At 51.6% G+C, this 15,307-nt stretch carries 16 protein-coding genes and 1 riboswitch; of the genes, 5 read left to right on the forward strand and 11 right to left on the reverse strand.

The window, feature by feature from the left end:
- Window positions 1-12 precede the first annotated feature (12 nt).
- The 4 genes from metH to NYR52_RS14185 all read right to left on the reverse strand — a co-directional run bounded on the left by metH (window position 13) and on the right by NYR52_RS14185 (window position 5,915).
- On the reverse strand, window positions 13-3,456 hold the full coding sequence (gene metH / locus NYR52_RS14170) for a methionine synthase (RefSeq protein WP_259435874.1): 3,444 nt from the start codon (window positions 3,454-3,456) through the stop codon (window positions 13-15).
- Between the two features lie 80 nt (window positions 3,457-3,536).
- Window positions 3,537-3,646, reverse strand: a riboswitch (SAM riboswitch).
- A gap of 54 nt (window positions 3,647-3,700) precedes the next feature.
- Entirely contained in the window at window positions 3,701-5,026 is a 1,326-nt protein-coding gene (locus NYR52_RS14175; RefSeq protein WP_132221220.1) for a tetratricopeptide repeat protein, read from the reverse strand.
- A gap of 293 nt (window positions 5,027-5,319) precedes the next feature.
- On the reverse strand, window positions 5,320-5,658 hold the full coding sequence (locus tag NYR52_RS14180) for a DUF2085 domain-containing protein (protein WP_259435875.1): 339 nt from the start codon (window positions 5,656-5,658) through the stop codon (window positions 5,320-5,322).
- A 17-nt stretch (window positions 5,659-5,675) separates the two neighbouring features.
- Window positions 5,676-5,915, reverse strand: a complete 240-nt coding sequence (locus NYR52_RS14185; protein ID WP_132221224.1) for a hypothetical protein — start codon at window positions 5,913-5,915, stop codon at window positions 5,676-5,678.
- Between the two features lie 135 nt (window positions 5,916-6,050).
- On the opposite strand from NYR52_RS14185, the gene NYR52_RS14190 reads away from it, so the two are divergent.
- The 4 genes from NYR52_RS14190 to NYR52_RS14205 all read left to right on the forward strand — a co-directional run bounded on the left by NYR52_RS14190 (window position 6,051) and on the right by NYR52_RS14205 (window position 9,975).
- Window positions 6,051-6,185 (forward strand): hypothetical protein, encoded by a 135-nt coding sequence (locus NYR52_RS14190; RefSeq protein ID WP_259435876.1) that lies wholly within the window; start codon window positions 6,051-6,053, stop codon window positions 6,183-6,185.
- Between the two features lie 279 nt (window positions 6,186-6,464).
- A complete protein-coding gene (locus NYR52_RS14195) occupies window positions 6,465-7,208 on the forward strand; it encodes a DeoR/GlpR family DNA-binding transcription regulator (protein WP_132221226.1) in 744 nt (247 codons plus the stop codon).
- Entirely contained in the window at window positions 7,205-8,119 is a 915-nt protein-coding gene (gene pfkB / locus NYR52_RS14200) for a 1-phosphofructokinase (protein WP_132221228.1), read from the forward strand. Before NYR52_RS14195 ends, pfkB begins: the two co-directional genes overlap by 4 nt.
- A gap of 11 nt (window positions 8,120-8,130) precedes the next feature.
- Window positions 8,131-9,975: a PTS fructose transporter subunit IIABC gene (locus NYR52_RS14205; RefSeq protein WP_259435877.1), complete on the forward strand. Its 1,845-nt coding sequence runs from the start codon at window positions 8,131-8,133 to the stop codon at window positions 9,973-9,975.
- Here the strand turns inward: NYR52_RS14205 and NYR52_RS14210 are convergent.
- The gene (locus NYR52_RS14210; RefSeq protein ID WP_259435878.1) at window positions 9,972-10,160 is read right to left on the reverse strand and encodes a hypothetical protein; all 189 of its coding nucleotides are present in this window, start codon (window positions 10,158-10,160) and stop codon (window positions 9,972-9,974) included. The genes NYR52_RS14205 and NYR52_RS14210 overlap by 4 nt on opposite strands.
- A 63-nt stretch (window positions 10,161-10,223) precedes the next feature.
- Between NYR52_RS14210 and NYR52_RS14215 the strand changes: the two genes are divergently transcribed.
- On the forward strand, window positions 10,224-10,700 hold the full coding sequence (locus NYR52_RS14215; RefSeq protein ID WP_132221234.1) for a DinB family protein: 477 nt from the start codon (window positions 10,224-10,226) through the stop codon (window positions 10,698-10,700).
- Window positions 10,701-10,774: 74 nt separating this feature from the next.
- Here NYR52_RS14215 and NYR52_RS14220 read toward each other — a convergent pair whose 3' ends face one another.
- From NYR52_RS14220 to NYR52_RS14245, 6 genes are all read right to left on the reverse strand, one after another.
- Window positions 10,775-11,260 carry a tetratricopeptide repeat protein gene (locus tag NYR52_RS14220; protein WP_259435879.1) on the reverse strand — a complete coding sequence of 162 codons (486 nt, stop codon included), beginning with the start codon at window positions 11,258-11,260 and terminating at the stop codon, window positions 10,775-10,777.
- On the reverse strand, window positions 11,257-11,883 hold the full coding sequence (locus NYR52_RS14225; protein WP_259435880.1) for a tetratricopeptide repeat protein: 627 nt from the start codon (window positions 11,881-11,883) through the stop codon (window positions 11,257-11,259). The genes NYR52_RS14220 and NYR52_RS14225 overlap by 4 nt, the downstream gene beginning before the upstream one ends.
- Window positions 11,884-12,552, reverse strand: coding sequence for a DUF4145 domain-containing protein (locus tag NYR52_RS14230; protein WP_259435881.1), 669 nt, complete (start codon window positions 12,550-12,552; stop codon window positions 11,884-11,886).
- A gap of 131 nt (window positions 12,553-12,683) precedes the next feature.
- Window positions 12,684-13,430, reverse strand: coding sequence for a thioesterase II family protein (locus NYR52_RS14235; protein WP_035952075.1), 747 nt, complete (start codon window positions 13,428-13,430; stop codon window positions 12,684-12,686).
- Window positions 13,431-13,588: 158 nt separating this feature from the next.
- Window positions 13,589-14,215, reverse strand: coding sequence for a tetratricopeptide repeat protein (locus tag NYR52_RS14240; protein ID WP_022737112.1), 627 nt, complete (start codon window positions 14,213-14,215; stop codon window positions 13,589-13,591).
- 217 nt (window positions 14,216-14,432) lie between these two features.
- Window positions 14,433-15,215: an SGNH/GDSL hydrolase family protein gene (locus NYR52_RS14245; protein WP_158283285.1), complete on the reverse strand. Its 783-nt coding sequence runs from the start codon at window positions 15,213-15,215 to the stop codon at window positions 14,433-14,435.
- Window positions 15,216-15,307: the final 92 nt, after the last annotated feature.

Genomic DNA, 15,307 nt, shown 5'->3' on the forward strand with positions numbered 1-15,307 from the left:
TCATTTTCCTCCTTATACCACACTGAAATAACGGGCTTCAGGGTGCGCAAACACCATCGCCGACACCGACGCTTCTGGCTCCATCATAAACCCTTCCGTCAGCGCAACCCCGATCTCTTCCGGCTCAAGCAATCGGAACAGCTTGACTTGGTCTTCCAGGTCGGGACAAGCCGGGTAACCAAACGATACGCGAATCCCTTGATATTTGGCGGCAAATCGTTCTTTCATGGTCATGGTGACCGGGTCGGGGAAGCCCCAAGCACTACGCATCACCTGATGAATCCGTTCCGCAAACCCTTCCGCCGTCTCCAATGCCAATGCTTGCAACAAGTGGGAACGCAAGTAGTCGCCCTGCTCTTTCCACGTTTCCGCTTGCTCACGCACTCCCAAACCGGCGGTGACGGCGAAAAAGCCGACAGCATCCATCTCTCCCGACTCCACCGGCCGCACAAAGTCAGCCAAACAGAGATAAGAGCCTTTTGTCTGTCTTGGGAAAGTAAACCGTTCAATAATCCGACTGTGATCGTTGGGGTCATAAATCAGAATTGTATCGCCATCCGCTTGTGCCGGAAAAAACCGATAGCAGCCGTGCGGCCGGATCAAGCGGTCGGAAATAGCCGCGGCAAACAACTCATCCACTTGTGCTTTCAATTGGCAAGCTTTCTCATCACCAGCTGCCAACAGCTCCGCCACATTTCCCTTCAGGCCCAAATGCTTGCCCAAGAGCATCTGCTCATTGATATAAGGACGCAATTGCGCGAGCGGCACATCCCGATACACATGTTTTTCATAGTCGGGCGGGACGAACACCGGGGCTTGGCGGTTGATCTCACTGACACGCCGTACAGCCACCTGCACACTCGCTTTCACTTCGGTGTTCGCCGCTTTCGCTTCAACCCGCTTAGCCCGCAACTCGGCCTCCAACGCAGCTCTCTCTTCCGGATTCATCAAACGATTCGCCAATTCAAGCCCATTCATGGCGTCCCGGGCATACAAAACGGGGCCATTGTATTCGGGAGAGATCCGGGTATCCGTAAATTTGCGTGACAGCGCTGCCCCACCGACGAGCATCGGCACATGGATGTCCGCTTTTCGCAAATCCTGCGCAGTCACTACCATCTGTTGGGCGGACTTCACCAACAGGCCGGATAGCCCGATCATATCTGGACGCTCACGCCGCGCCGCTTCGATCAGTTGTTCCGGCGGCACCTTGATGCCGAGGTTTACCACCTCGTAACCGTTATTGGCCATGATGATTTCCACCAAATTCTTGCCGATGTCATGGACATCACCTTTTACTGTCGCCAAGATCACTTTCCCCCTGGCATGCGTCTTCGCTTTGTCCATATGCGGCTCCAGATAAGCAACGGATGCTTTCATCACCTCGGCACTCTGTAGCACCTCAGCCACAATCAGTTGGTTGTCGTTGAACAAGCGCCCCACTTCATCCATGCCCGCCATGAGCGGCCCATTAATAATATCAAGCGGTTTATATTTGGTCAGCGCCTCATCCAGATCGGAGAACAGGCCGTCTTTGCTTCCCTCCACCACATAGCGCGCCAAGCGCTCCTCCAATGTCAGATGGTCTGATTGCTTTTTCTCTTCCACTTTTTTGTCTCGATAAAAGGCCGTAAATTCAGCCAGTACCGCATCGTAATTAGCTTGGTTGGTATCAAAGAGCAATCGCTCCGCCAATCGGCGTTCTTCTTCCGAAATCGAAGCGTAGCGCTCCAGTTTTTCGGTATTCACGATGGCAAAGTCCAAACCGGCTTTGGTGCATTCATACAGATAAACAGCATTAAGGACTTCGCGACCGGCCAATGGCAAGCCGAAGGAGACGTTGGACACACCCAAGATGGTGGCAGTGCCGGGAAGCGCCTCTTTGATCAGGCGGATCCCCTCCACCGTTTCCACAGCCGACCCAATGTACTGTTCATCACCTGTGCCCACGGGGAACACCAAGGGATCGAAAATGATGTCCTCTGGCGCGATGCCGTATTTCTCCACCAACAACTCATACGATCGCAATGCCACTTCCAGCTTGCGCTCCCGTGAAACAGCCATACCCTGTTCATCAATGGTTCCTACCACCACCGCGGCTCCAAATCGCTTCACCAGCGGCAAAACCTCTTGGAAGCGCTCTTCGCCGTCCTCCAAGTTGATGGAATTGATCACTGCTTTGCCTTGCGTGTAGGTCAGTGCGCGGGCAATCACTTGGGGGTCAGTGGAGTCGATCATCAGCGGCGCTTTGACTTTCTTGGTGACAAACGCCAAAAACTTCTCCATATCGGCCAATTCATCACGGTCAGGATCAGCCAGGCAGATGTCGATTACCTGGGCTCCCCCTTTCACCTGCTTGCGGGCGATCTCTGATGCTTCCTCATAACTCCCTTCAGCGATCAAGCGTTTAAACTTGCGCGAACCGATAACATTGGTCCGCTCCCCTACTAAAATAGGGCGATTGTCTTCCAAGAAGACCGCCTCAATTCCCGATACAGCGGGAGCATGCGTAGCTTGCAACTGGCGTGGCTGAATGCCGGCCAATGCTTCACTCATCGCCCGGATGTGATCAGGCGTGGTGCCGCAACAGCCTCCGGCGATATTGAGCCAACCGTTATTTGCAAATTCGGCCATTTTACGGGCCAGCGCTTGCGGCGTTTCCAAATAGTCACCATTTTCATCAGGCAAACCGGCATTCGGGTAGCAACTGACGGCGCACCGAGCCATCCCCGCCAGGGTGCGAATATGGTCGGTCATAAACTCGGGGCCGGTCGCGCAATTCAAGCCGACAGCAAACGGTTTGAGATGCTCGATCGACACATAAAAAGAGTCGATCGTCTGTCCCGCAAGCATGGTTCCCATCGGTTCAATCGTGCCGGAGACCATCACCGGCAGAGTGACACCTAATTCAGCAAATGCCCGCTCAATACCCACACTCCCTGCTTTGACATTTAACGTGTCTTGCGATGTTTCCAACAAGAGAAAGTCAACGCCCCCTTGAATCAAAGCTTTCGCCTGCAAATAATACCCTTGGGCCAGCTCGTCAAAGGTGGTGCCACCTGTCACGGACAGCGTTTTGGTGGTCGGACCCATCGCTCCGGCAACATAGCGCGGCCATTCCGGCGTTGAGAACTTGCGGCATGATTTCACCGCCAACCTCGCCGCCGCCAAGTTGATCTCTTCCGTCAATTCAGGCTTTTCATACTCTGCTAACACGATGGGAGTCGCTCCAAAGGTGTTGGTTTCTACAATATCTGCCCCCGCCGCAAAATAAGCATCGTGGATCGACTCGATCAGATCAGGTCGGGTCAGGTTCAGCATCTCGTTACACCCATCTAAGGCTTCCCCCCCAAAGTCCGCCGCCGTCAACCCAGCTTGTTGCAACATCGTCCCCATCGCGCCATCCAAGATGAGGATTTTCTCTTTCAGTCGTTCAGACACACACTGCTTGGCCATGCTGGCTCCACCCTCTCCTCAAAATAAAAAAAACACCATTCATCTCCGAAAGATGAAAGGTGTTTGCCGCTCGCTTATCACTCTCATCTTTCAGAGAGAACACTCTCTGACAGGAATTAGCACCACATTGGAATATCCAACAGGTTGCCGGGCTTCATTGGGCCAGTCCCTCCGCCACTCTGGATAAGAGATTATTTTTATATCTCAATAATATAGCTATTTCGCAAAACCGTGTCAATCAAATTCACAAATACAGTTTGTTTTTGTTGAGCTCTTTCTGCGTTTGATACATCAGTTGGGTCGCTTCCTGAAATTTCGCTTCTTCACCAATTTTTTCATAACAATCTGCCAGTTCATAATAACACAGGTAGACGCGGTCTTTTAACTTATTTTTGTCCGCAATCTTGCCAGCGCTTTGGAAATATTCAATAGCATCCAGATAATGGTTCATATTTTTCATCGCTTGCCCCAACAAGATCAGTGCCGTGCTGGTCAACAAACCATGGTGAATGCGTTCGGCCATATCCAAAGCCTGCTTCAGTATATCTCGCGCTTGTTCCATTTTCCCTTGCATGAGATAAACCTGTCCCAACGAACAGCTCGCCTGCACCAAATCTTCTTTATCGTTCACATGCTCTCCCAGCTCCAGTACAAACTCAAATGCAACCTCTGCATCAGCCAATTGGCCCGCGTCTTGATAGGAGTGTGCCAGCACCGACCACAACCGGAACATTCCCCCATACTCCTTGCTGCCCACGGCGATTTGGCTTCCTTCGCGAGCATAGCGGATCGCATCTTGGTAAAGCTTCATCTTACGCAGGAGTTCTGCCCGAAGCGCATACGTCTGGAGGATCAACTGGCGTGAGCGAATCTGCGGCAACAGAGCCCATACCTCGTCAACACCGCGCAATGCCTCATCGGCCCGATCCAGCTTTTGCAGATTTTCAATACGAGCGAGCAAAAGCTTTACATGCATTTGTTCGAAAATTTCTTCTTCATCAGTTAAAGCGTCCAGCCCTCGCTCAACATATTTCAGCGCTTGCTCCCAGTCCTTGTGTTGCATACGGCATTCCGACAGACACAAGTAACTGGCCGCCTCCAAGTTGACTTTGGGAGAGTAGGGGTCCTGATAAGCGAGACGGATGGCTTCGCTCAGTTCCCTTTCTGCTTTGCGCCAATCTCGCTTGATAAAGTGAATGCGCCCTTTGAGGTAGTGAATCGTTGCTTGGTGTTGAGAGGTAACCTCATCGGATAAATCGGACAACAGAGCTAAAGCACGCTGGTAGTTGCCAAGTTGGATCATGGTTTCAATCGCGGTGAATCTCACTTGCAAGCTTTCGATGCTCCCAGTGTCCTTTTCGATCATGTCGGGCACTTCACTCAGATCCAAACCCAGCTTGTTCATGAGATACAACACTTTGTCTTTGTTCACATGAGGTACGCCACGCTCGATATTACTGATCGTGGCCGTGGAGATATGCTGGTCAGAGAGATCTTCCAGCCGCAATCCCCTTTCCTTTCTCACTTTACGAATGTATTTGCCCACTTCACTCATTTCCAAAATGTTCATCGCGACCTATCCTTTCCGAATTCTTGTTATTTCTATATTACTCCATCTATTTCATTTTATAAAGGAATAAACATATAAATTTTTCCATATAAAGGAGTGTAATTTTTTCCAACTACTTAATTTTTTATTCCTTGCCCTCGAAAGCCCCCGCAATATCACATAAAACGATAAATAATCTGAAAAAAACACAAAAAGAAACCGTTTCCTCAACTCTTTCGGGACAAGAAATATTTTCCCATTACCTCTATCTTCTCCATAAAATGAATCTTTATGCCAAATTTATGATTTTTGTTTTATTTAATTAATTGGACCAACTTTAGTGCACCATCCACCACGATGACAGAAAGACCCCAGCCGCTGAGCAGGCCCGTCGCCACGCGGAGGAAATTGTTGCTCTGGCGCCAACCCAGCCATTGTGTCCCCCCGTCGATCAGCATCGGCATCTGTGCCAACAACCCGAATGGCCAAGGCGGCACAAGCGGAATCAACAGCAGAATCGGAATAAACAAATAGCCCATCATGATGCCCAGGCAGCGCGCACAGACGGGTAAGGGTTGTCCCCCCATATGAAAACACCGTTCTGGCTTGCGGTGGCAGGGCACGAACTTCAACCAATCAAGCCAGTGTTCCATTCGCTTCTCCCCTCGCTTTAGTCCGAACAATTGCAGTCCACGCACTTGCAATCCACGCAGTCACAGTCAATCACATCGCATCCGCAATCAAAGTCGTCACACTTCTTCCGGCGCCGCCTGTAATAGATGAACCACAGCAAAAAAAGGACGCCACTCGTAACCAAACAGGCACTCCCTTCCAAGATCAGCCCCTGCGCCAACAAGATTCCCCCGGCAACCGCCAACAACAGAATCAATGCCAGACTCACGAAGAACAATCAGCTAGCCCCTTTCTTACCAATGTGTTCGCTTGCCGTGGTGATCGGCGACGCAAGTCAAATCGAGCCAACTGCGCCCGCCAACAGTAAACAAAACATCCGGAAACAAGCTTTTCGGCAATCATGTTGCAATCAATGGAAATTCTGGAGATGAAGCTGTTCATCTCCCTTGTGCGGGACTCACCTCATTTGTCAACGCGTTCCCATCCCTTCGTCTTGACCATTATCGGCCACACAGTGAACGGAATGCTGTTGCACCAACAAGTGTGAATCAACGCTTGGGATTGGCGCTTTCTCACTATCCCTGTTACCTCAATTCATAATCAACAGAAGGCAATCTGTTTGTCAATATGATTTTGTTTACCGTCATGATATTTCCTCTTTTGATTTTACTAATTTGGTTACAAATCATCTGTAAAAGTTTGTATTTGATGTAGATTTATCCCATTCGTTTTGAATGAAAAAGATAGAAAATGAAAGAAATTGATTGATTAAACAAACGACATCCGCTATGATAAGAAGGAAGCGAGGTGAACGAAAACGCTTACAATTCAACGACACCAAGTGATCTTGGATCTGCTGAAACAAAAGGGTGCTGTCAAGCTGCAAGAGCTTGTCCTAGCGACAGATTCGTCAGAATCCACCATCCGCCGCGATTTGATCGAGTTGGAACGGCGCCGTCTCCTCAAGCGGATTCACGGCGGAGCCGCCTTGCTACAAACCAAGGGAGCCGAACCAACCATTGCTGAAAAATCAACCAAAAACCTTCAAATCAAACAGCGCATCGCTGCAGCCGCCGCTTCCTTGGTTGAGCCCGGTGATTGCATCTATCTCGATGCGGGCAGCACCACATTGGAAATGGTGCCCCACCTGCAAGCCAAAAATCTGACCGTTGTCACCAACGGCTTCGCGCAATTGGAAGCACTGGCTGAACGGCAAATCCGCGCCTACTTGCTGGGGGGAATGATCAAATTGTCCACCCGCGCGATGATTGGGAGCATGGCCTTGGAGTCCTTGCGCCTCTATCGTTTTGACAAGTGTTTTTTAGGCACCAATGGCATTGATTTGGAGCTGGGATACACCACACCCGATCCCGAAGAAGCCATGATTAAAAAAACGGCGGCGCGCTTGGCCAGCCAGGCATATGTGCTGGCGGACGGCCAGAAGTTCCATGAAGTGGCCTTCGCTAAAGTCGCTGACATCCATGAGATGCGCATCATCACCGACAAGCTCCCGGAAGAACAGCGGCAATCCTATTTAAATCAGACCGACATTATTGAGGTGGACACATGATTTATACAGTAACACTCAATCCATCAATCGACTTTACCGTCCATGTTCAAACCTTGCGCCGAGGCGAATTGAATCGCATGGACCAGGAACAGAAATACCCAGGCGGCAAAGGAATCAATGTCTCCCGCATTTTAGCGCGGATAGGGGTGGAAACCACCGCCCTCGGCTTTGTCGGCGGGTTCACCGGCACCTATCTCACCGAAGCATTGACGAGTGAGGGAGTGGCGCATGATTTTGTCCATATCGACGGGGATACACGCATCAACATCAAACTAAAGGAGCAGAGCGGGGAAACAGAAATCAATGGCGCAGGCCCTTCCATCCCCCCTGATCGCCTACAGCAATTCCTGCAAAAGCTGGAACGCCTCCAGCCCGGGGACATGCTGGTGCTCGCTGGCACCATTCCTCCTTCGCTCCCTCCTGACCTGTATCAAACACTGTTGGTCACCTATGGCAAACGCGGCATCAAGGTGGTAGTCGATACTAGCGGTGAAGCACTCGCACGGGCGGTTCGCCACCATCCCTTTCTGATCAAACCAAATCACCACGAGCTGGGTGAATTATTTAACACGACCTTCACCTCGCTCGACGAAACGATCCCTTATGGCGAAAAGCTGTTAGCCCAAGGAATCAAGCATGTCATTGTATCGATGGCCGACAAGGGCGCTCTGTTGTTCACCGCCGAAGGGATCTACCGATCTAACGTGCCACGCGGCACCGTAGTCAACTCTGTGGGCGCGGGTGATTCCTTGGTCGCTGGCTTCATCGGCCATCTGTCGCAACATGGTTCAGTGCCGGACGCATTCCGCTATGGTATTGCGACTGGCGGCGCTACCGCTTTTTCAGCGGACTTGGCCAACCTAGACACGATCGAAGCCGTTTATCCACAAGTCGAGCTAACCAAACTGTAAGGAGGGGCCTCATGAAGATTACAGACCTATTAAAACCGGACACCATCATCATGGAACTCCAAGCGACCACCAAAGAGGCAGTCATCGATGAACTGGTCGCCAAATTAGATGAAGCGGGACGGCTCGCAGACCGCAACAAGTTTAAAGAAGCGATTCTCAAGCGGGAAGCGTCGGGATCGACGGGCATCGGCGACGGCATCGCCATTCCCCACGCCAAAACGGATGCCGTCAAAACACCGTCTATCTGCTTCGGCAAAAGCGTTCAAGGCATCGATTATGAAACGCTTGACGGCCAACCAGCCCATTTATTCTTTATGATCGCCGCTGGCGAGGGGGCTGATGAAGCCCATCTTGAAACCTTGTCGCGCCTGTCCGTTCTTCTGATGGACAGCACCTTCCGCCAACAGTTGGAACAAGCCCACACGGCGGAAGAGTTGGTAGCGCTCATCCAAGACAAAGAATTGGAAAACGAGCCGGAAGAAACGGCAACCACCGACACCACCGAACAGCTCATATTGGCGGTGACCGCCTGCCCCACGGGCATTGCCCACACATATATGGCCGCTGACGCGCTCAACGCAAAAGCGCGGGAAATGGGCCTTACCATCAAAGTGGAAACCAATGGGTCAACCGGTGTGAAAAACAAGCTCACACCAGAAGATATTGCTCAAGCGACCGCCATTATCGTAGCCGCCGACAAACAGGTGGAGATGAGCCGTTTTCATGGAAAGCCCGTCATTCAAGTGCGTGTCGCCGAAGCCATCCATCAGCCGGAACGGCTCCTTACAGCCGCTCTCCGGCAGGAGGCCCCTCTCTATGTTGCGGACAACACCTCACGCAGCTCGGAATCCTCTCGGGGAGGTGCTGGTTTCTACAAGCACTTGATGAATGGTGTAAGCAACATGTTGCCGTTTGTGGTGGGGGGCGGTGTGCTGATCGCCTTGGCCTTCGCCTGGGGTGGCATTGAGGCCAAAGGGCCTGTCGCCGAAATGTTGATGAAAATCGGCAGTGAAGGAGCGTTCCATTTCCTCGTGCCCATTTTGGCTGGCTTTATTGCGATGAGCATCGCTGACCGTCCTAGCTTCGCTCCCGGGGTTGTTGGCGGTTTCTTAGCAGCCTCAGCGCAAGCCGGTTTTTTGGGCGGGTTGATCGCCGGTTTTTTAGCCGGATACATCGTGGTCGGCCTGAAAAAAGTATTGGCCTTCATACCTGAACAGCTCGACGGGATCAAACCGGTCCTCTTGTATCCCGTGTTGGGCACCCTGCTCACCGGCATCCTGATGATCACCGTTGTCAACGGCCCGGTAGGCGCGCTAAACAAGGCGCTTTCCGCTTGGCTTAGTGGCCTCTCCGGCACCAACGCTGTCCTGTTGGGTGTGATCTTGGGTGGCATGATGGCCGCGGATATGGGAGGTCCCATCAACAAAGCGGCTTTCACATTCGGCCTCGCCTGCATGGAAGCGAGCAACTTCGGCCCACATGCTGCGGTGATGGCTGGCGGAATGGTTCCACCATTGGGCATCGCGTTAGCCACCACATTCTTCAAGCGCAAATTTAGTGACTCTGAGCGGAAAGCGGGTTTGACCAATTATCTCCTGGGAGCCTCATTTATCACGGAAGGAGCGATTCCCTTCGCGGCCGCTGACCCCTTGCGTGTTTTGGCAAGCTGCATTGTCGGAGCGGCTGTCGCTGGCGGATTATCCTTGTGGCTAGGGATCACACTGCCCGCGCCTCACGGTGGATTGTTCGTCATCCCCCTCGTCAACAAGCCGTTCCATTACGCGGCGGCCATTGTGGTGGGTTCTCTCGTTACTGCCATCGCACTAGGCATTTGGAAACGGCCAAGGCAGGATTAACACCAAGGTGTGTCTGATAAATAGGCTAGCGGCTCCAAAACCATTTTCTCATTCGCTTCACGCGTGGCGAGGCGCTCATCGAGAAAAGGTTTTTTCGCCGCTTCTTCCCCACAAACTTGATTTGCCAAACACGCCCTGGCGGCAAACGGACAACAGATGGCTTTTTTTGCAAAAACTGATCTCATCCTCCCCATTTTCAGCTATAATATACTTTTGTAAGCAACTTCTAATTTGGAAGGTGAATCTTGATGAGCAAAGCAAACGGTTTTGTCAACAGTTGGTTGCGTCACCGCCTGGTCCTCTTGGAGTTGTTGGAGCATTTGCAAGACGAGCATTTGGATTATCGCCCTTGGGAAAAAGGCATGTCCCTGAAAGAATTGGTCTTGCACATACTGCAATCCGCTGACATGTTTGTCAATTCGGTTATCGCAGGACATTTTGTATCCCCTGCTGAGCCGGAAAAAGCTGTGAACACCGTCGCCGAGTTGCGGGAGTTGGCGCAAGCACTGACCGACAAAAACCGCCAATCCTTGTCCAGCCTGCCAGATGAAAAGTTTGCCGCGATGGTGGACGTGACCAAACCATTTGGTCGTCCGTTTTCGGGTGAAGTGCTCTTGCAAATGATGCGGGATCATGAGATCCACCACAAAGGTCAACTGTACACTTATGCGCGGATCGTCGGGGTGGAAACGCTGCCACTGTTTGTCAAATTACAATTGGATTAAGGGCGACGCGCCGTTGGCAACTGCCATCGCTGTTCAGCCGAGTCGTGGATTCCCTTCCATGACTCGGCTTTTTCTCATAATCTGAACAGATTCCAAAGGCCACCTTTTTTCTTTTTCAACCATTGTCCGGCTTTGGCATCCCCTGCCTCCGCCGCTTTGGTCAACCATCTTTCTCCCGCGGCAATATCTTGTGCCATGACCTTTCCTTCGATCAGTGCGAAGCCATATTCCCGCATCGCGATCACCTCACCCGCTTCCGCCGCTTTGCGGAGCCAATATTGCCCCTCCACCAGGTCTGGAACATATCCGATACCGTATAACAAGCGGTAACCCAAGACGCGCATGGCGATCGGCTCTTCTTTCTCCGCCGCCCACCGCAACCACGCTTTGCCCTCGGCCACATTTTGCTGCAAGCCGTCCCCTTCCATCAAACGATGACCTAGAATCCGCATGGCCACCGGATATTCCGCTTCTGCCGACCGGCGTAACCACATCTCCCCTTCGTGCGCATTCTGGATCAATCCATCTCCCGCCAGCAGACGGCGGCCCAACTCCATCATCGACCATTTTTCACCCGCTTGCGACGCTTTCCTGAGCCATTTTTCCCCCCGATCATATCTTGCTGCAGTTGTTTACCAGTCAGTTTCTTATAAGCCAGATGAGCCATCGCAAACTCATCCCCTGCCTCTGCTGCCTTGGTTAGCCACCGTTCCCCGGAAATCACATCCTGGCGCAGAACCGTTCCTTCGATCAATGCCATGCCCCACTCCCTCATCGCAACCACTTCACCCGCTTCTACGGCTTTGCGGAGCCAGTACTCACCCTGCTCCTGATCCCGCTCATACCCAACGCCGTGCAACAAGCGGTAGCCTAAAATGCGCATAGCAATCGGCTCTTCTTTCTCCGCCGCCCGCTGAATCCACCGTTTTCCCTCCGCCTCGTTTCGCTGGAGGCCGTCCCCTTCCAGCAAGCGGTAACCCAAAATCCGCATCGCTTCTGGATATTCCGCTTCTGCCGACCGGCGTAACCACATCTCCCCTTCAACCGCATCCTGACGCAACCCATCCCCGACTAACAAGCGATAGCCCAACTCCATCATCGACCAACTGTCACCCGCTTGCGACGCTTTTCTGAGCCACTTCTCCCCTTCGACCACATCTTGCTTCACTTGCTTGCCCGTCAATTACCGATAGGCCAACTCCGCCATCGACCACACATCCCCCGCCTCTGCCGCCTTGGCCAGCCATTTCATTCCTTCTGAGACTTTGTCATTATTCTCTATCAGGTTTGTTTGCGCTGCTATCGCCGACTCCTGTTCCATGGTGCCGGTCGCTCCGGAATCAGTAGACATGACCTGTTTCAATTTCTTCTCCAGCGCCTTTTCCAAGATCTCTTCAATCCGATCCAGACTAATGTTTTCCGGACTTGTCGGGCGAGGATGAACATACCCCTCATGCATGAATGACGGGTTTACGTACTGTTTCATAAACCATACACTTAATTCATATAAGATGCGGTGTGCGCGCAAAGCTTGTTCAATGCTCTCGTATTTCGGATTGTGAACGGCCTTGTTCCCTTCTGTCCGCACAAAATCAAAGTGGCTCCGCATCACTTCGGTGATCGCCCCTTGTTGCGCCAACGCTTTCAACCTTTCGTATTGGGTGGCGGATACCAGCTTGGCTCGCCCTTCCTTGGCGGCGATCAGCTTGGCCAATTCTTCGCCGAACACCCTCGCTTTAGCCAACGATGCGTGGGGATCATCAAAAAGATTTCGTTCTAACTGTTCACCTAACCTCACCAAATCGACGGATACATCTGCTAAAAAAGAAAACAATCCATGGTTGCTCACCATCAAACTCTCCTTATTGGATAGATCATGCATGAAGTAAATCCTTACATCATAAATAATTCATCAGTTCGTATAAAACGAATAACCCGGCATTCCCATGACGGGCGAATGCCGGGTCTGGCCACAGCGCACGGCTACTTCTCCACTGCCGCCACAATCTGTTCCAAAGCGTCCGTATTTTCTTGAAACAAATAAAAGTGACCCCCTGCAAACTGCTGCATAACAAACCCACCCGCTGTCATCTGTTGCCAAGCCGCCAACTCCTCCTGTTTCACATCAGGGTCCTCGATTCCGCCAAACGCCAAAATGGGGCAGGCCAACGGCTCCTCTTCACGGTAAACGTAGCGGTCCACCAACGCAAAATCGGCTCGAATGATGGGAAGGATCAATTCCATCAACTCCCGGTTCGCTAATACCTCTTCCGGAGTACCATTCAATTCGCGCAACTGATTGATCAATTCCTCGTCGGAAAAGTCATATCCGAGAGGTTTGCTCCGGGGGATGTGCGGCGCCTGTTTGGCAGAAACAATTAACTTCTGCGGCAACGGACGGTTCCGCCTGCGCAATTCCCGCGCCAGCTCAAACCCGATCAACGCTCCCATGCTATGTCCAAAAATAAGGAAAGGTTGATCCAGATAGGGCTCCAATTCATCAGCCAGTTGCGGCACCAGTCGCTCAATCGAGGACACCGGCTCTTCCAATAGACGATTTTCGCGGCCCGGCAACTGAACCGGACACACCTCGATCCGATTGGAAAACCGAGCTTGCCATTGGGTGAAAATCGAGGCACTGCCCCCTGCGTATGGAAAGCAAAACAGACGCAGCTCCGCTTGCGGATTCGGCTTGCGGTACATCAACACCTGATTTGTTTTGGTAGTCATCCCGACACTCTCCAATCTATGTAGACACGATTTCAAATCTTGCTCGCCCCATGAAGGGCTTTGGCATCGACTGGCTGCGAATCCGGAGGAGTGGCGACCTACGCCCCCACTCCCTTGCTATATCAGACCGTTCTTCTTGCAGGGCATGATGGGTACGGTTACTTTTTGGAGACACCGTTGATCAAGTAATTGCCCCACTCACGCATGGCCACCACTTCACCCGCTTCAGCCGCTTTTTGCAACCAAAGCTCTCCTTCTTCGATGTTTTGCGGGAAGGTGATACCATTGAGCAGACGGTAACCCAGAATCCGCATTGCAATCGCCTCACCTGCCTCAGCTGCTCTGCGAATCCAGACTTCCCCTTCTTCCAAGTCTTGTTCCAAACCGTCACCTTCCAACAAGCGGTAACCCAAGATGCGCATGGCCACCGGATAATTGGCTTCAGCCGACAGTCGCAGCCACTTCTCCCCTTCGACTGCATCCTGAGCCAATCCTTCTCCCACGATCAACCGGTATCCAAGCTCCATCATCGCCCACTTGTCATTGGCCTCAGCTGCTCTGCGCAACCACTTTTCACCTTCAACCAGGTTTTGCCGCACCTTGTTGCCTGTCAAAAGCAGGTATGCCAACTCCGCCATGGACCATACATCCCCCGCTTCGGCGGCTTTAATCATCCATTTAATGCCTTCATCCTGGCGCAGGCGTTCTTTCTCTTCATGAAAGTCAAGCACTTGCCCATTTCCTTGTGCTTCTGTTTCTTGATTTTCATGTTCAAATTGACTCACTGCCCCATCTCCCCCTATAAAAAATGAATAAATACCTTTCAACGATTCTATTATACTAAACCTGCACTGATTAAAAATCTTAATTTTGTAAAATACAAGTCAAAATAGGAACGATTTAACGCTAAACCTCCCCTTTTTGAAATAAGTAACACGAAAAAATGTTTCCGGGCACGCGCTACAAGCCGCTTACCGGAAACACTTTCTCTTGCGATCAACGTCAGCGAAGTGACGCATAACCCAATTGGCGAAATGCCTCAGCAATCAGCCGTTGCCCCTGGTCATTGGGGTGAACACCATCCCAAAAAAGTAATCCTTTGGCACCCGGGTCTTGATCATGATTCGGGCCATTAAAGGCATCGTAAACCTTAGCTACGGCATACCCCTTGGTTTGCCGCTCGTGAATATGGCGGTTGATCTCATCGAGATAAGGCTTCAATATTTCAAACCGGCTTTTGCTTCGGTCTGCACCAGCGGCATGTTTGTCTTCATCGACAAAGGGATTGTACACATCCATCGTCCGGTACAAGGTTGGTTGCCCAGCGCGCAAGCGTTGGATACTGTCGACGATCTGGTCCCAATTCCGCTTGAAATGAGCAACGGCTTGGCGCAGACAATCCTCTTGGTCAACGCCCCCGCACGTCCCTCTGATATAGCTGTTGCGCGCACCAAGCAGATCATTGCCGCCGATATTCCAAGTAATCACTTGGGCGCTGGCAACCGCATGGCGCAAATCTGCATCCGTTTGTAACGCCTTTGCCAAATCAGCGCTCGTCCAGCCATTTACACTCTGATTGGTCAACAAAACATCATTTCCCGTATCAGCTGCGATATAATCCCGGTAGCGATATACATACCCATACCAAGAACCAAAACCGGTGCCAAGCGAGTCACCCAAAGCAGTGTAGCGCCAGGTGGTAGCAGCAAAAGTTGGAGAAGCAGTCGACAGGAGGGAGACAAGCGTTGTCATCAACACCAGTAACAACAGGCGGCCTTTGTTCACAACAGTCACCTCATTTATATCGAGCATGGTTTTATACTTATGTTATCATATTATTCTGAATAATCATCAGCAACACCCCTTTCACCTCCCGG

This window comes from Laceyella sacchari, assembly GCF_024927925.1.
Taxonomy (GTDB): Bacteria; Bacillota; Bacilli; order Thermoactinomycetales; family Thermoactinomycetaceae; genus Laceyella; species Laceyella sacchari.